General features: G+C 47.7%; 18 protein-coding genes and 2 rRNA genes. 19 read left to right on the top strand and 1 reads right to left on the bottom strand.

The features are described 5' to 3' along the window. The 12 genes from BW944_RS13505 to rsmI all read left to right on the top strand — a co-directional run. Positions 1-93 (top strand): 23S ribosomal RNA (locus BW944_RS13505); the annotation flags it as partial. Positions 94-145: 52 nt separating this feature from the next. Next, a 5S ribosomal RNA gene (rrf, locus tag BW944_RS13500) occupies positions 146-260 on the top strand. Between the two features lie 118 nt (positions 261-378). Then, the gene (locus tag BW944_RS13495; RefSeq protein WP_076560572.1) at positions 379-1,806 is read left to right on the top strand and encodes an aminotransferase class I/II-fold pyridoxal phosphate-dependent enzyme; all 1,428 of its coding nucleotides are present in this window, start codon (positions 379-381) and stop codon (positions 1,804-1,806) included. A 6-nt stretch (positions 1,807-1,812) separates the two neighbouring features. Next, positions 1,813-2,433 carry a dTMP kinase gene (gene tmk / locus BW944_RS13490; RefSeq protein ID WP_076560571.1) on the top strand — a complete coding sequence of 207 codons (621 nt, stop codon included), beginning with the start codon at positions 1,813-1,815 and terminating at the stop codon, positions 2,431-2,433. 52 nt (positions 2,434-2,485) lie between these two features. Beyond that, positions 2,486-2,815, top strand: a complete 330-nt coding sequence (locus BW944_RS13485; protein WP_076560569.1) for a cyclic-di-AMP receptor — start codon at positions 2,486-2,488, stop codon at positions 2,813-2,815. 20 nt (positions 2,816-2,835) lie between these two features. Further along, entirely contained in the window at positions 2,836-3,276 is a 441-nt protein-coding gene (locus tag BW944_RS13480; RefSeq protein ID WP_076560567.1) for a YaaR family protein, read from the top strand. Positions 3,277-3,288: 12 nt separating this feature from the next. Next, a complete protein-coding gene (gene holB, locus BW944_RS13475) occupies positions 3,289-4,278 on the top strand; it encodes a DNA polymerase III subunit delta' (protein WP_076560565.1) in 990 nt (329 codons plus the stop codon). A gap of 6 nt (positions 4,279-4,284) precedes the next feature. Then, positions 4,285-5,112, top strand: a complete 828-nt coding sequence (locus BW944_RS13470) for a PSP1 domain-containing protein (protein ID WP_076560563.1) — start codon at positions 4,285-4,287, stop codon at positions 5,110-5,112. A gap of 16 nt (positions 5,113-5,128) precedes the next feature. After that, the gene (yabA, locus tag BW944_RS13465; protein WP_076560575.1) at positions 5,129-5,473 is read left to right on the top strand and encodes a DNA replication initiation control protein YabA; all 345 of its coding nucleotides are present in this window, start codon (positions 5,129-5,131) and stop codon (positions 5,471-5,473) included. A gap of 127 nt (positions 5,474-5,600) precedes the next feature. After that, the gene (locus BW944_RS13460; protein WP_076560562.1) at positions 5,601-6,341 is read left to right on the top strand and encodes a tRNA1(Val) (adenine(37)-N6)-methyltransferase; all 741 of its coding nucleotides are present in this window, start codon (positions 5,601-5,603) and stop codon (positions 6,339-6,341) included. Next, positions 6,334-6,618 carry a GIY-YIG nuclease family protein gene (locus BW944_RS13455; protein ID WP_076560560.1) on the top strand — a complete coding sequence of 95 codons (285 nt, stop codon included), beginning with the start codon at positions 6,334-6,336 and terminating at the stop codon, positions 6,616-6,618. The genes BW944_RS13460 and BW944_RS13455 overlap by 8 nt, the downstream gene beginning before the upstream one ends. Continuing rightward, positions 6,587-7,453 (top strand): 16S rRNA (cytidine(1402)-2'-O)-methyltransferase, encoded by an 867-nt coding sequence (rsmI, locus tag BW944_RS13450; RefSeq protein ID WP_076560558.1) that lies wholly within the window; start codon positions 6,587-6,589, stop codon positions 7,451-7,453. Before BW944_RS13455 ends, rsmI begins: the two co-directional genes overlap by 32 nt. Before the next feature lie 102 nt (positions 7,454-7,555). Here the strand turns inward: rsmI and BW944_RS13445 are convergent, their stop codons facing one another. Beyond that, entirely contained in the window at positions 7,556-7,828 is a 273-nt protein-coding gene (locus tag BW944_RS13445; RefSeq protein ID WP_076560556.1) for an AbrB/MazE/SpoVT family DNA-binding domain-containing protein, read from the bottom strand. Between the two features lie 296 nt (positions 7,829-8,124). Between BW944_RS13445 and metG the strand changes: the two genes are divergently transcribed. The 7 genes from metG (at position 8,125) to ispE (ending at position 15,650) form a co-directional block, all read left to right on the top strand. After that, entirely contained in the window at positions 8,125-10,068 is a 1,944-nt protein-coding gene (metG, locus tag BW944_RS13440) for a methionine--tRNA ligase (RefSeq protein WP_076560554.1), read from the top strand. A gap of 61 nt (positions 10,069-10,129) precedes the next feature. Beyond that, on the top strand, positions 10,130-10,900 hold the full coding sequence (locus tag BW944_RS13435; protein WP_076560552.1) for a TatD family hydrolase: 771 nt from the start codon (positions 10,130-10,132) through the stop codon (positions 10,898-10,900). Between the two features lie 209 nt (positions 10,901-11,109). Continuing rightward, positions 11,110-12,318: a G5 and 3D domain-containing protein gene (locus BW944_RS13430; RefSeq protein ID WP_076560550.1), complete on the top strand. Its 1,209-nt coding sequence runs from the start codon at positions 11,110-11,112 to the stop codon at positions 12,316-12,318. Between the two features lie 202 nt (positions 12,319-12,520). Then, a complete protein-coding gene (rnmV, locus tag BW944_RS13425) occupies positions 12,521-13,084 on the top strand; it encodes a ribonuclease M5 (protein ID WP_076560574.1) in 564 nt (187 codons plus the stop codon). Further along, positions 13,074-13,949 (top strand): 16S rRNA (adenine(1518)-N(6)/adenine(1519)-N(6))-dimethyltransferase RsmA, encoded by an 876-nt coding sequence (gene rsmA, locus BW944_RS13420; protein WP_076560548.1) that lies wholly within the window; start codon positions 13,074-13,076, stop codon positions 13,947-13,949. Before rnmV ends, rsmA begins: the two co-directional genes overlap by 11 nt. A gap of 490 nt (positions 13,950-14,439) precedes the next feature. After that, on the top strand, positions 14,440-14,703 hold the full coding sequence (gene veg / locus BW944_RS13415) for a biofilm formation stimulator Veg (RefSeq protein WP_076560546.1): 264 nt from the start codon (positions 14,440-14,442) through the stop codon (positions 14,701-14,703). Between the two features lie 77 nt (positions 14,704-14,780). Next, a complete protein-coding gene (ispE, locus tag BW944_RS13410; protein WP_076560544.1) occupies positions 14,781-15,650 on the top strand; it encodes a 4-(cytidine 5'-diphospho)-2-C-methyl-D-erythritol kinase in 870 nt (289 codons plus the stop codon). Positions 15,651-15,669 lie beyond the last annotated feature (19 nt).

Here is a 15,669-nt window from a genome sequence, read left to right as displayed (position 1 = left end):
GATGCCTCTGAGACGAAGAGGTTGATAGGTCCGGTGTGGAAGCGTGGCGACACGTGCAGCAGACGGATACTAATCCATCGAGATCTTCTCTATACAGTTGGTCGACTGTTTCTTATCCAGTTTTGAAGGGTCACCCTTCATTCGATGTGGTGGCGATAGCGAAGAGGTCACACCTGTTCCCATGCCGAACACAGCAGTTAAGCTCTTCCGCGCCGATGGTAGTCGGGGTTACCCCCCGCGAGAGTAGGGCGCTGCCACATTGTGAGAGCCCAGAGGCCACCCCCTCTGGGCTTTTTTTGTGTATTTTTTTCTGTGCACGAGACCCTGAGCGTCCTTTTCTTTGGTATGATTAAGTCACATAAGAAAGGAAGATACGGTATGAGTAGACAACACATCGCTCCTCTATGGAACGCTCTGGATGCGTACAGACGTAAAGATGAAGGAAGCTATCATGTGCCGGGACATAAAAATGGAACGATTTTTGAATCAAAAGCACAGGGAACTTTCCGTTCAACTCTCGAAATCGATGCCACAGAAATACAGAGGCTCGATGATCTACATTTTGCTACGGGGGTGATCAAGGAAGCAGAACAATTGGCAAGTCTCCATTTTGGCAGTGGTAAAACTCATTTTCTCGTAAATGGAAGTACGTCCGGAAACCTTGCTATGATTCTTGCTGTATGCCGGAGGGGGGAGCGGGTGCTTGTCCAAAGAAATGTTCACAAGTCCATCATTCACGGGCTGGAACTTGCCGGGGCCGAGCCCGTCTTTTTGGCTCCGGAGCAGGGAGTGGAGACAGAAAGGTTCGACACTCTCACTGTCGATCGTGTACGGGAAGGATTTCACCAGTATCCGGATGCCACTGCGCTCCTTCTGACTTATCCGGACTATTTCGGACATACTTTCGATCTTTCTTCCATCACTTCTTTTGCCCATGAGAAAGGGCTTCCGGTACTCGTCGACGAAGCGCATGGTGTTCATTTTTCGCTGGATGATCACTTTCCTGATTCAGCACTGAGTTGCGGGGCGGATGTAGTCGTTCAGTCTGCCCATAAAATGGCTCCTGCGATGACGATGGGCGCATACTTACATATGAAGGGGGACCTCGTTTCTCGGGAGCGTCTGACTTATATGCTTCAGGTTGTTCAGTCGAGCAGCCCTTCTTATCCGATTATGGCGAGTCTTGACCTATGTCGGAAATATTTAGCTGAATGGAAAGACGAGGGGCTTTTTTCTTTTCTTGCTGAACTCAGGGAAGAAATGGACTCTTTTACCGAGGCATGGGAGGTCCTTCCTTCTTCTCTTGGAGATGACCCTCTGAAGGTTTGTCTCCGCCCGCGTGCGACGGATGGATTCACGCTGGCCGCTATGTTCGAAGAGCGGGGAATATCTCCTGAAATGGCTACGAGTGAAGACGTGTTGCTTACATTCGGACTTGAAATACCGGACTCGTGGGAGACGGATAAAAGACTCTTCTATGACGTGGCAGGTTCGTTACAAAAAAAGAAAAACCATGATAAAATAAAAAGGACAGAGATTCCCTTCCCTGCAGTGCAACAGCTCGATGCAGGCTTCGAACACATGAAGGATCTTAAACGGAAAAAAGTTCCTCTTGAAAAGTCTGTCGGGTCGATAGCTGGTGAAGCGATCATTCCATATCCGCCCGGCATACCTCTTGTATTGAAAGGGGAAAGGATCCGGAGAGAACAAGTGGAAAAGATCCGGGTTTTGATGAAGGAAGGCGCAATGTTTCAAAATGAAAATTTGAACGAAGAAGTAACTATATTTTTGGAAGAATGGTCGTGACTACGTATGTTTATAACGTTTGAAGGAGGAGAAGGAGCAGGAAAAACAACCATCCTCCGCCTTCTCCATGAAGAGCTTGAAAATCAGGGCTACGAGGTTCTCGCTACGAGAGAACCGGGCGGTATACGTATTTCGGAAAAAATCCGTCATCTCATTCTCGACCCCGATCATAAAGAGATGGATGCACGGACGGAAGCTCTTCTATACGCTGCTGCTAGACGTCAACATCTCGTGGAAAAAGTGATCCCCGCTCTTGAAGAAGGGAAAATAGTGTTGTGCGACCGTTTTGTCGACTCCAGTCTCGTGTATCAGGGCGTGGGACGCGGTATCGGGATTTCGGAGGTGATGGCTATCAATGAGTTCGCCATCGAAAACTGGATGCCGGACGTTACGCTTTTCTTCGATATTACGCCGGAACGGGGACTTGCCAGAATAAATGCCAACGATGAACGAGAAAAGAATCGTCTCGACCTGGAAAACATCGATTTTCACCGGAAGGTATACGAAGCGTATCTGGAGCTTACAGCCCGGTACCCGGACCGGGTGGAGAGAATCGACGCAGATCAGCCTCTCTGCGAAGTGAGAGAGGAAGTACGTCAGGCAATACGGCGTCATACGGATCATTAGATCGGTCGATTTGATATAATGGAAGTAAGAATAGTTAGAGGAGGCACAAGAGATGAAACTTATTGTTGCGGTTGTCCAGGACAAAGACACCAATCGGTTGACCGATGCCCTCTCTGAGCACGATTATAAAACCACGAAACTGGCGACACGTGGAGGGTTTTTGAAAGAGGGGAACACGACGTTGATGATTGGTGTAGATGATGAACAGGTGGACCATGTGCTTGAAATCATCGAGGAGAACTGTTCGAAACGTGATCAGATGGTGGCACCTATTTCTCCTATGGGAGGAAACGCGGATTCCTATATTCCGAAGCCGGTGAAGGTGGAAGTCGGTGGAGCTAACGTGTTTGTCCTGCCAGTCGATTCATTTTTCCATTTTTAACGGTGTAAGGGAGTATCTCTATGAAAATTAGTCAGGAAATGCGTACCCAGATGGAGGCGCAGCAAAAGCAGAATCCTCAGCAGACGGCCAAAGCGAAATCCTTCGATTCTATGGTCCGTGCCCAATCCAATCAACTGCAGCAGCAGCAGTTGAACCGGCTGATGACGAATATCACAGCTCAAGGGGAGAGGTTGGCCCGCTTTCGCTCCTTTCGGGATCTTGCAAAATACAAGAGGCTGATACGTGATTTTGTAAAGGAATCCGTACAGTATGGTATGAACCTGAAGCACTCCCACAGCTGGAGCCGAATGGGACAAAACCGTAAGTTGACGATCGTGGAGGAAGTGGATGAGAAGCTCGCTGAACTTACAGAAGCTGTAATGGATCAGGAAAAACGTTCGGTGGATCTCCTCGGACTGGTAGGAGAAATCAAAGGGTTATTAATTAACTTATATACGTAAGGGCGGACGGAGATGGAACGTTGGGAACAATTGAAAGAAACGCAGCCGCTTGCGGCACAGATGCTGACGAACAGCTATGAGAAAGACAGGATGGCTCATGCTTATCTTTTCTATGGACACCGGGGGACGGGAAAGCGGGAAGCTGCCCGTCTTTTGGCAAAGACATTGTTCTGTCCGAATGTAAAGGACAGTGAACCCTGTCAGGAGTGCAGAGAATGCAGAAGAATCGATTCCGGGAATCATCCGGATCTGCACTGGATTGAGCCGGATGGGGCTTCTATCAAGAAAGAACAGGTGCTCAATCTGCAGAAAGAATTCACATATACGGGGCTTGAGTCCGACCGGAAAGTATACGTGATCGAAGCGGCCGACCTGATGACGGTCAATGCAGCAAACCGTCTTCTGAAATTTCTGGAGGAGCCGAGCAGGGATGCTACAGCGATTCTTCTTACGGAAAACAGTGAAGCGATTATACAGACGATACGTTCGAGATGCCAGCAGATCGCCTTTCAGCCTTTGAATCAAAACAAGATGAGGGATTATCTTATTGCGGAGGGAGTGTCCCGCTCCAACGCCTTTTTGTTGAGTGCTTTGACGAACAATGTGGAAGAAGCCCTTGAAATGCTTGAAGGAGACTGGTTTGCCAATGTCCGAAAATTAGTGATACAATTGACGGAAGTACTTCAGTCGAAACCGAATGAAGCACTATTGTTTGTCAATCATCAGTGGATGCCTCATTTTTCCGAAAAAGATACGCTGCAGCGTGGGCTCGATGTTCTGATGCTTTGGTATAAAGACATGCTTTATGAACATCTTGGCCGGGAAGAATCGATCGTGTTTATCCAAGAGAAAGATAAAAGGGAACATGCGATGATGCGATGGTCCAGAGCACAGGTAACCGCCTGCATGTCGGGAATTATGGAGGCGAAACGTCACATAAACCAGAACGTTCACCCCACACTCGTGATGGAACAACTTACACTTCAATTGCAAAGGTGTTGATCCGTAATGGTCGAAGTAGTAGGTGTGCGCTTTAAGCAGGCAGGAAAGGTTTACTTTTTCAGTCCTGGGAACTTGAAGTTGACGACGAGTGATTACGTCATTGTCGAAACGGTGAGAGGAATAGAATTTGCAAAAGTTGCTATCTCCAACCGCATGGTCGACGAAGAAGATGTAGTTCTTCCGTTAAAACAAGTGATTCGGGAAGCCGATGAGAAAGATAAGCTTACTGTCCAGGAAAATAAAGACCAAGCACAGGAAGCCTATGAGACATGTGAGAAGAAGATCAAGGAACATAAGCTGGATATGAATCTGGTCGAAGTTGAATATACATTTGACCGCAATAAAGTGATTTTTTACTTTACGGCGGATGGACGGGTCGATTTCCGTACACTCGTCAAGGATCTGGCTTCTGTATTCCGGACGCGTATCGAACTGCGTCAGATCGGTGTCAGAGATGAAGCCAAGATGCTTGGAGGAATCGGTCCGTGTGGACGGATGCTTTGCTGTTCCACATTTCTTGGAGATTTTGAACCTGTTTCCATCAAAATGGCGAAGGATCAGAACCTCTCCCTGAATCCGGCAAAAATTTCCGGCCTTTGTGGTCGTCTGATGTGCTGTCTGAAGTATGAAAATGACGATTATGAAGAAGCCAAGCGTGATTTACCGGATCTTGGAGATCATATTTCCACGTCCTTTGGAGATGGCAAGGTCGTAGGTCTGAATATGCTCGAACGTGTCGTACAGATCGAGTTCAAAGAAGAGGACCGGACTCTGGAATATTCCCTTCAGGAACTTATTGATGAAGGAGTGCTGGAGATTGATGGTGCAAAGTAGCAAGGAGAGAGGGAAGTTGAATAAAAAAAATGTGATTGAGCAGTTCACTCATTTAGAATCACAGGTTGGGGATCTTCACCGACAGCTTGGGGACCTGAAGGAACAGCTGGCTATGCTGATTGAAGAGAACCAGCACCTCTCGATCGAAAACCACCATCTGCGTCAGCGTCTCGATCAGGAAAATGCTGAAAGAGAAGCAGCAGATGGAGAAGGTACCTCTGGTCGACCAGTCGTCGGCGAGGGGTACGATAATCTGGCACGTCTCTATGAAGAAGGTTTCCACATCTGTAACCTGCATTTTGGAAGTCCGAGAGATGAAGATTGTCTATTTTGTCTGTCATTTTTAAATCGCAGTTCATGATTTAGGACCTCCCTGGTTTCAGGGAGGTCCTCTTTTCGGTAACAGGAACAGCGGAGACTTCTGGAAGTAGCAGTTGGACAACAGGAAAAACGGAGGCTTCCGTTTGAAGGGAAGGAGGAAACATAACGTGGTTCATTTGTATGGAGACGAACGTATCGATTATTTACTGGCCGAAGAAGACAGAAGGATCATCCAGAGTCCGAGTGTATTCGCTTTTTCCCTTGATGCGGCTCTTCTGGCGAGGTTTACATATCTTCCGAAAACCAGAGGGAAGATTCTTGATTTGTGTACCGGGAACGGCGTCCTTCCGCTTTTCTTTTTGAATTATTCCCGCGTTCCCATTACCGGGGTCGAAATCCAGGAGAGGCTGTATGACATGGCTCTCAGGAACGTAGAGCTCAATGAAGCCGGAGATCAGGTTTCGCTTGTGCACGGGGATCTTAGGGATATGCCGGACTATTTCAAGAATAATAAGTTCGATCTTGTGACGGTGAATCCTCCGTATTTCAAAACGACAGATGAAATAATGAGGAATGACAATGAGCATTTGACGATCGCCCGGCACGAAGTGTATTGCACGCTCGAGGAAGTGGTAGTCTCCGCTTCCAGACTGGTGAAATCCGGGGGGAAAGTATCGATGGTCCATCGCCCGGAGCGTTTCATTGAAATTATAGAGTCCTTCCGCAAACATAAACTGGAGCCGAAACGGGTGCAGTTTGTTTATCCGAAAGCACATAAAGAAGCGAACATGCTGCTCATTGAAGGATTGCGGGACGGGAAGCCCGGTCTGAGTATACTTCCTCCTCTTTATATCTATGAAGAAAACGGAGAGTATACGAAGGAAGCGGAAAAGATGCTTTATGGGTGATCACGTCGTTTATATGCTGAAATGCAGAGATGGTACGTTTTACACCGGCTACACGAATAATCTGAGCATGCGTCTAAGAAAACATGAATCAGGTCAGGGGGCGAAATATACTAGAGGCCGGGGGCCTTTTCAGGTGGTTTTCACAAAGCATTTTCCGACGAAAAGCAGTGCTCTGAAAGAAGAATATCGGATAAAAAGACTGAACCGCCCTGGCAAGGAAGAACTTATAAGAGAGGGGACGAACGATGAAGATACAAAAGAGTTTTCGGGGGAATGAAGAATCGGGCACATTGTATATCGTACCGACACCGATTGGGAACCTGCAGGATATGACGTACCGGGGTGTGAGTACGCTGCAGGCGGTGGATAAAATCGCAGCAGAGGATACGAGGAATACAAAAAAGCTGACCCGGCATTTTGAAATTACGACCCCGCTCATCAGCTATCATGAACATAACCAGAAGAGCCGTGCAGAAGAACTGATCGGTGACCTCCGCGATGGGAAATCAGTGGCCCTGGTGAGTGATGCCGGGATGCCGGGAATCTCTGACCCAGGGGAAGAGATTATCAGTCAGGCGGTGGATCAGGACATACCGGTCGTAGTTCTGCCCGGAGCCAATGCTGCGCTCGTAGCGCTTGTCGGCTCAGGACTGCCGACGGAGCACTTTTTTTATTACGGTTTCCTTCCCCGAAAAAAGAAAGAGAGAGTGGCTGAACTGGAGAGGTGGAAATCCTTTACCAAAACTCTTGTGTTCTATGAATCCCCTCATCGATTGAAGCAGGTCATCCAGGACATGTATGACGTGCTCGGAGCACGCCGGGTGACGCTAGCCCGGGAACTGACGAAGCAATATGAAGAATTTCTGCGCGGGGAGCTTTCTGAAGCGCTCGCCTGGGTGGAGGAAACCGAACTCAAAGGGGAATTCTGTATCGTCCTCGAGGGTGGCGTTCCGGAAAAGGGAGTCTCCTGGTGGGAGGATCTCACCGTGATCGAACATGTGGAGACATATGAGGAAGAAGGAATGAAGAACAAAGAAGCGATCAAGAAGGCTGCTGTGGACCGCGGCGTCCCGAAGCGGGAGGTTTACCGGGTATATCACGTAGAAGAGTGAGAAGCCGTTCATGTGAGCTTTATATCTATCCATAAAAAAAACACTTTTACCTTTTTTTTATCTTGGTAAAAGTGTTTTTCTTTTTAAAAAGAGGTGATGTTCTTAAAGTTTGCCTTGAATCTCTTTGATGAGTTGTTCGGCTCCTTCTTTGCTAAGAACCAGATTACCACCTGCAAGCTTCATGTTGTTGTCAGACACTTCCCCGGTGACCTGACAAGTCATGGAAGGCATGTACTTCTTGAGAACGATGCGATCGTCGTCTACGTAAATCTCTAACGCATCTTTCTCATTAATGTCGAGGGTACGGCGCAATTCGATAGGAATTACGACGCGGCCCAGTTCGTCTACTTTACGAACAATACCAGTAGATTTCATAGTTGAAACTCCCCTTAACTCAAAAGTTTGTCGTCAGATGGCGACGATGTTTCGGATACATAGTACCAAAGTTTCCCAGTCATGTCAATTGCTTTTAACTCTAAAAGGCCAAAAAGTTTAGACAAATTTATTTACCTATGTATATACATTATATCATAGAAAAAAATTCCATCAAGATAGAGGGCCATACCCCTTCGTCGTCTGATATTTTTGACAGAGGCGTTCTGTTTTCGGTATATTTTAAAGTTAGGAATAACTATTTATCAGTAATCTCGTAATTATAGGGAGGGACCAGTATGCCTGAAGAAAAAAATACATTTTACATTACGACACCGATCTATTACCCGAGCGGTAATCTCCATATCGGACATGCCTATACAACCGTGGCCGGGGATGCGATGGCCCGCTACAAACGTTTGCGTGGATACGACGTCATGTATTTGACGGGGACGGATGAGCATGGTCAGAAAATCCAGCGGAAAGCGGAAGAACAGGGGGTAAGCCCGAATGAGTACGTCGACGAGATCGTGGAAGGTATCCAGGATCTATGGGATAAGCTCGATATATCCTACGACGATTTCATTCGTACCACCCAGGACCGTCATAAACAGGTCGTTGCAAAAATCTTCGACTATCTTATGGCCAAAGGGGATATCTACCTCGGAGAATATGAAGGCTGGTACTGTACGTCCTGCGAGTCGTTCTTCACGGAGCGTCAGCTTGATGAGGGACACTGCCCGGACTGTGGCGGCCCGGTCGAGAAAGTGAAAGAAGAATCCTACTTCTTTGAAATGAGCAAGTACGTCGATCGTCTTCTGAAATTCTATGACGACAATCCGAAATTCATTCAGCCGGAAAGCCGTAAGAATGAAATGATCAATAATTTCATCAATCCCGGTCTCGAAGATCTGGCTATTTCCCGTACGACGTTCGATTGGGGTATCGGAGTACCCGGCAATGAGAAGCACGTCATCTATGTGTGGATCGACGCTCTCAGTAACTACATTACAGCGCTCGGTTACGATACGGATGATGATGAACGTTTCCGTAAATACTGGCCTGCGGATGTACAGCTGGTCGGGAAAGAGATCGTACGTTTCCACACGATTTATTGGCCGATTATGCTGATGGCACTCGATCTCCCTCTTCCAAAGCAGGTGTTTGCTCACGGCTGGATTCTGATGAAGGATGGAAAAATGTCCAAATCCAAAGGCAACGTGGTAGACCCTGTACAATTGAGTGAACGATACGGCCTGGACGCTCTTCGCTATTATCTTCTGCGCGAAGTACCGTTCGGTTCCGACGGCGTATTCACTCCGGAAGCCTTCGTGGAGCGTACCAACTATGACTTGGCGAACGACCTCGGGAATCTGTTGAATCGTACGGTAGCGATGATCGACAAGTATTTCGATGGCCAAATTCCTGAACTCGTTCCAGGCGAGACCGGCGTTGATGAAGATCTTGAAAAAATGGCTTCCGAAACGAAGCACAAAGTGGAGGAGAATCTCGAACAGATGGAATTCTCCGTAGCTCTCAGTGAGCTGTGGCGCTTTGTAAGCCGTACGAATAAGTATATCGATGAGACGACTCCGTGGGTGCTTGCCAAAGACGAGAGTCAAAAGGATCGCCTCGGAAACGTAATGGCTCACCTTGCAGCGTCTCTTCGTCAAATATCCATTATGCTCCGCCCATTCATGACCCGTACGCCGGAGCATATCTTTGCCCAGCTCGGTATTTCGGAGCAGGAAGGGAAAGAATGGGATAGCCTGGAGGACTTCAGTTACATCAAGGCAGGTACGCAGGTACAACGGGCAGAGCCGATTTTCCCGAGACTTGATGTGGAAGAAGAGACACAAGTCATCAAGGATATGATGAGAAAACCGGCGGCTGGTCCGGAAAAACCGGAAGATCTTCCGGAAGTCACAATCGATGATTTCCAGCAGCTGGATTTCCGGGTGGCTGAAGTGACGAAAGCAGTACCGGTTAAAAAAGCGAATAAACTTCTGAAGATTCAGCTCGATCTTGGCTATGAAGAGCGCCAGGTCGTCTCAGGGATAGCGGAACATTACACTCCGGAAGACTTGAAAGGTCGGAAGGTCATCTGTATCCGCAACCTGAAGCCCGTGAAGCTTCGCGGGGAACTGTCGGAAGGGATGATTCTCGCAGGAGAGGACGAGGCCGGTAATTTGTCTCTCGCTTCTGTGGATCAGACGCTTGCGAATGGAGCAAAAGTAACGTAAGGAAAAGGGGAAGCTTCAGGGCTTCCTTTTTTCATGACATTTATCGGGGAGGTAATGAATAATGTTGTTTGATACACACGTACATTTGAATGCCGATCAGTTCGAGGAAGACCGGGAGGAGACGATTCGCCGGGCAAGAGAAGCCGGGGTCGAATACATGACGGTCGTCGGTTTTGACCGGAAAACGATACCGAAAGCGCTGGATATCGCTGAAAAGGATGAAAAGATTTATGCAGCAGTGGGCTGGCACCCTGTAGATGCCATTGATATGACAGAAGAGGATCTGAAGTGGATCGAAGAGCTTGCGGATCATCCGAAAGTCGTGGCCATCGGAGAGATGGGTCTGGATTATCATTGGGATAAATCACCGAAAGACATCCAGAAAGAAGTGTTCCGGAAACAGATAGCCCTTGCCAAAAGAGTCCAGCTTCCGATCATCATTCATAACAGAGAAGCGACCGAAGATATTATCGAACTTCTCGAAGAAGAAAAGGCGGAAGAAGTGGGAGGCATCATGCATTGTTATAACGGACCGGTCGAGCTGGCCGAACGCGCGATTGAGATGAATTTCATGATCTCTCTCGGAGGACCGGTCACATTCAAAAACGCCAAATTGCCGAAAGAAGTCGCGAAAGCGGTGGGTATGGAGCATCTGCTGGTGGAGACGGACAGTCCTTTCCTCGCCCCTCATCCGAACCGGGGAAAAAGAAACGAACCGGCCTGGGTGACACTGGTCGCCGAGCAGATTGCGGAGTTGAAAGAGCTCTCCTATGAAGAAGTCGCCAGAGAGACCACGGCGAATGCCAAGAGATTTTTCGGTATAAATCCGTAATATGTCATGAATGTTACAGGTATTCAGTAATTGTTCAGGGATTGTAATGTTCTTGTTATGTTAAAAAACTAGGTAAATATGCATAATGGAGGAGTCAGGTTGATAGGGACCGGCTCCTATTTATTTTGAAGCAATTCCTTTGACGGGGTATAACGTCCTTATTACAATCTGGTGCACAGTGTTTAAGAAAAGAAGGGAGGCTTACGAAGATGAAAAATATTTTTACTTCTAAGCTCGTATGGATCTCAGCAGCATCCTTGGTCACAATCGCATTTATATCTATCATTTTATTTCATTCTACTAAAACAAGTGTCCAGGTTTCCGCCAATGGAGACAAAGAACTGGTGCGTACACATGCTGATACAATCGACGAACTATTAACCGAACTCCATATTGAAAAAGGTGAACATGACGAATTATCCCATGCGATGTCCGATACCCTCGAGTACGGCATGGACATCGAGTACAGTCAAGCTAAAACGATCGAGGTAGCCGACGGAGCATCAGAGGAGAAGGTATACACTACAGCTTCTACCGTAGGTGCGCTGATGAAGGAGAAAGGGATTGAAGTGAAAGAGCACGACGAGCTTTCTCACAAGAAGAACGAATCCCTGAAAAACGGAATGACCCTATCCATCGATCGTGCTTTCCAGGTAACGCTCGAGGACGGGACAGATGAAGAAAAAGTCTGGACGACAGCTGCTACAGTCGATGAACTTTTGAAAGAGCAATCTATAGCTGTAGATGAAGATGATCGTCTCGAACCGAAAGCGACAGCTTCTCTCGACGCTTCTACACCAGTATCAATCACCCGTGTGGAAAAAGTCGTAGAGACAAAAGAAGAAGAAATGGAATATCCTACTGTCACGAAGCAGGACGGCAGTCTTCTTGAAGGGAAAGAAAAGGTCGTTTCAAAAGGAAAAGCAGGTCTTATAGAACGCGAATACGAAGTCACGAAGGTCAACGGCGAAGTGGAGGACCGGGTCATCACTAAAGAGACCGTCAAACAGGAAAGTCAGGACCGGGTCGTCGCTGTAGGCACGAAAGAACCGGAGCCTGAACGTCAAACAGCGGTCGCTTCTGCTTCAGCGAGTAACACTTCTTCCTCTTCCTCCTCCGGTAGTGCGAGCAGCACACTGCAGATGGAAGCTACGGCCTATACAGCGGATTGTGCGGGCTGTTCCGGCGTTACTGCTACCGGCGTCAACCTGAATACGAATCCGAATAAAAAGGTGGTAGCTGTTGATCCAAGCGTCATCCCTCTCGGCTCCCGTGTGTGGGTAGAAGGATATGGCACGGCAGTCGCTGCGGATACAGGTGGAGCAATCAACGGAAACCGTATCGATCTTCACGTGCCGAATAAGAGTGAAGCATTCGGGTTTGGCCGTCGCAGTGTAGAGGTCAGGGTTCTGGACTAAATCAACAACAAACGATAACAGAACAAAAAATAACAAAAAGAAGCAGAGGGCTCCTCTGCTTCTTTTTGTATGGGTCGGAGAAACGCTTCAGGATAAATGGATCAAAAAGAGAGTCGTACTTGTGCCGGGGAGGGATTCCTCTTTTTAATAGCTCGGCACCCATGGTATGCTAACAGAAGTAAATGAACGGAGGGGCCTTGAGGTGAAAGTCAAAGAAATTATCGTTGTCGAAGGGAAAGATGATACACAGAAAATAAAGCAGGCTGTCATGGCGGACACGATTGAAACGAGCGGTTCGGCGATAGGGGAAGAGGTGCTGACAAGAATCAGGCACGCTCAAGAAAAGCGGGGCGTCATCATCTTCACGGATCCGGATTACCCGGGGAAGCGGATACGTCATATCATTTCGGAATGCGTTCCTGGATGTAAGCATGCCTTCCTCCCGAAACATGTAGCGATCGCCAAGCATGACAAAGGGGTAGGGGTGGAACACGCCTCTATCGAAGATATAAGGGATGCTCTGGCACGCGTGTACGAGGTGACGACGGAAGTCGCCGATCCTTTGGAAAAGAAGGATCTCCTCCCTTATGGGTTGATCGGTGGACCGATGGCGAACAGAAGACGCGAAATGCTGGGGGAACGTCTGCATATCGGGCACACCAATGCGAAACAACTGGTGCGTCGTTTGAACATGTTCCAGATTACAAGGGAAGAAGTGGAACGGACGATGAATGAAATTATTCAGGAGGAGAGAGATGGAAAATAAAGCGATTGCGACACCTGGTCGCACGAAAGAAATTTTAGCGAAGGCCGGTTTTTCTTTTAAGAAAAGTCTTGGTCAGAATTTCCTCGTCGATGTAAATATTTTAAAAAATATGCTTCACCACGCCGGAATCACTGAAGATACCGCAGCTATCGAGATCGGCCCCGGTATCGGAGCGCTGACGGAACAATTGGCGATTCATGCCCACTCCGTAACGGCACTTGAAATCGATCAGCGCCTCGTGCCCATTTTGAAGAAAGAGCTGGGTTCATATGAAAATGTTACGGTCCTCAACGAAGATGTGTTGAAGGCTGATATGGAAAGGATCGTACATGAGCTGAAGAATAGGAGCAAAGAAGTGAGAGTAGTGGCGAACCTTCCTTACTATATTACGACTCCTATCCTGATGAAACTGCTGATGGACCGTCTTCCGTTCCAGAGCATTACGGTCATGATCCAGAAAGAAGTGGCGGAGCGGATGTCCGCTTCGCCGAACACGAAAAGCTACGGCTCTCTTTCTATTGCTGTTCAGTACTACACCGAAGCCAGTATACCGATGATAGTACCGAAATCCGTCTTTGTTCCGCAGCCGAACGTAGATTCAGCTGTGCTTCATTTGGAAAGAAGGGAAAAGCCTCCTGTAGACGTGAAGAATGAGGACTTCTTCTTCGAGATCGTCAGGGCTTCTTTTAAACAGCGCAGAAAAACGCTGATGAATAATTTGGGCAGTTTCTTTAAAGGTTCTCTTGAAAAACCGGAAATTCGTGAGGTGCTCGAGGGAATCGGGATAGACCCGGGGCGCCGTGGGGAATCGTTGACCATGGAGGAGTTTGCGACGTTGGCGAATGCCTTCACTTATCAAAAATGAGGGAGCTTTTTTCGGGAGAAGCTTTCAGAAAGGCTCTGTTAAAGCCAGTTGTTGATTTTAAGGACGAAGGGTGGAGACGCCTGCCTAGAATGGCATGAACGGAAAATCCCCGGAATCGACAACAGGGAGATTCCGGAAGCCCGCGTCATGCCCGCGGCAAACTTCCACCCGAAGAGACGAAAATCAATAATGAACGATAACAGAGTCTTTAGAAAAAAACATCTCTCCTGCTTACGCCAGAACTTATAAGCGGGGTGCTTCCGCTTTTCATGGTCCAGCTCCACCACCCATAAGTCCATGTCCTAAGCAGTGATTTCTTTTTCAGGAAAAAGCACCTGAAAAGAGAACTCCCTGCTTATGCCAGAACTTATAAGCGGGGTGATTCCGCTTTTCTTTGTTGACATTGATAATGGACTATTGCTATAATATATTGATTATTTGACCATTTCCTGATTCTGTGATATACTTCATTTTAGTGAGGTGGAGTCTAGTGGCTAAAACATTGGTAGAAATCAAGGAAACGCTAGAAGAACAGATCGGGAATCGTCTGACGTTAAAAGCGAACGGCGGTCGACGCAAAACGATTGAACGCACAGGGACTCTTTCTGATACGTACCCTTCTGTGTTCATTGTGGAACTGGACCAGGAAGAAAATTCCTACGAAAGAGTATCTTACAGTTACGCAGATGTTTTGACTGAAACCGTGGAACTCAGTTTCGAAGAACAACCACCAGTGGCCGTAGCAGAGCAGTAAACATTTCGTTTGCTGCTTTTTGTTTTGTTTTTTTGTGATACAATGCGGTCAGAATATACGTTTAAGTGGGTGTTGGTATGTACATAATGGAGAAAGCGCCGGCGAAGATCAATCTGTCGCTCGACGTGTTACATAAAAGAGAAGACGGGTTTCATGAAGTGGAAATGGTGATGACTACTATAGACCTTGCTGACCGTGTCGAATTGTCTTATCTGGAAGAGGATAAGATTCTACTGGAAGCGGAAAGCCGGTATGTTCCCAATGATGAACGGAATCTCGCATATTTGGCCGCTAAGAAAATGAAAGAGTACTTCTCGGTCACCGGGGGTGTTCACATAAAGCTTACGAAACACGTGCCGGTGGCAGCAGGACTTGCCGGAGGGAGCAGTGACGCGGCTGCTGTGCTCAGAGGGATGGCCAGGTTATTCGAACTGGATACGACGCCCGGGGAGCTGGCGCAGATCGGCGCACAAATCGGCTCAGATGTTTCTTTCTGTGTCCACGGGGGCACGGCTTTAGCGACCGGACGCGGAGAAAAAATCGAAGAACTTCCAGCCCCCCCACCATGTTGGGTCGTCCTCGCGAAGCCTCCTATCGGGGTGTCGACGAAGACGATTTATCAGGCTCTGGATATAAAGGAGGCGCATCACCCGGACACAGAAGCTATGGTGATGGCTCTTCGGGAAGAAGATTATGAGAAGATATGCAGGCATACTGGAAATACTCTCGAAGGAGTGACCGTGCAGTTCCACCCGGAAGTTGCTCAGTTGAAAGAGCATATGCTCCAGGCCGGAGCGGATGCTTCTCTGATGAGTGGGAGTGGTCCGACGGTGTTTTCTTTAGTGGAACAGGATGTTAAAGCGCGGAGGATATATAATCATCTGAAGGGTTTCTGTGAAGAAGTGTATATGGTCCGGGTGTTAGGTGCAAAAGAAACACTTGATTGAATCCGTACATTTTTGATAT

This window comes from Salimicrobium flavidum (genome assembly GCF_900156645.1).
GTDB lineage: Bacteria > Bacillota > Bacilli > Bacillales > Halobacillaceae > Salimicrobium > Salimicrobium flavidum.
Note: the sequence above shows the minus strand (reverse complement) of the source record. Positions and strands in the feature narration are given on the sequence as shown.

What these genes read in the sequence shown, in the direction of transcription:
- BW944_RS13495 (WP_076560572.1), top strand. Translation starts at nt 379, where the DNA reads ATGAGTAGACAACACATCGCTCCTCTATGGAACGCTCTGGATGCGTAC.
- tmk (WP_076560571.1), top strand. Translation starts at nt 1,813, where the DNA reads ATGTTTATAACGTTTGAAGGAGGAGAAGGAGCAGGAAAAACAACCATC.
- BW944_RS13485 (WP_076560569.1), top strand. Translation starts at nt 2,486, where the DNA reads ATGAAACTTATTGTTGCGGTTGTCCAGGACAAAGACACCAATCGGTTG.
- BW944_RS13480 (WP_076560567.1), top strand. Translation starts at nt 2,836, where the DNA reads ATGAAAATTAGTCAGGAAATGCGTACCCAGATGGAGGCGCAGCAAAAG.
- holB (WP_076560565.1), top strand. Translation starts at nt 3,289, where the DNA reads ATGGAACGTTGGGAACAATTGAAAGAAACGCAGCCGCTTGCGGCACAG.
- BW944_RS13470 (WP_076560563.1), top strand. Translation starts at nt 4,285, where the DNA reads ATGGTCGAAGTAGTAGGTGTGCGCTTTAAGCAGGCAGGAAAGGTTTAC.
- BW944_RS13455 (WP_076560560.1), top strand. Translation starts at nt 6,334, where the DNA reads ATGGGTGATCACGTCGTTTATATGCTGAAATGCAGAGATGGTACGTTT.
- rsmI (WP_076560558.1), top strand. Translation starts at nt 6,587, where the DNA reads ATGAAGATACAAAAGAGTTTTCGGGGGAATGAAGAATCGGGCACATTG.
- BW944_RS13445 (WP_076560556.1), bottom strand. Translation starts at nt 7,828, where the DNA reads ATGAAATCTACTGGTATTGTTCGTAAAGTAGACGAACTGGGCCGCGTC.
- metG (WP_076560554.1), top strand. Translation starts at nt 8,125, where the DNA reads ATGCCTGAAGAAAAAAATACATTTTACATTACGACACCGATCTATTAC.
- BW944_RS13435 (WP_076560552.1), top strand. Translation starts at nt 10,130, where the DNA reads ATGTTGTTTGATACACACGTACATTTGAATGCCGATCAGTTCGAGGAA.
- BW944_RS13430 (WP_076560550.1), top strand. Translation starts at nt 11,110, where the DNA reads ATGAAAAATATTTTTACTTCTAAGCTCGTATGGATCTCAGCAGCATCC.
- rsmA (WP_076560548.1), top strand. Translation starts at nt 13,074, where the DNA reads ATGGAAAATAAAGCGATTGCGACACCTGGTCGCACGAAAGAAATTTTA.
- ispE (WP_076560544.1), top strand. Translation starts at nt 14,781, where the DNA reads ATGTACATAATGGAGAAAGCGCCGGCGAAGATCAATCTGTCGCTCGAC.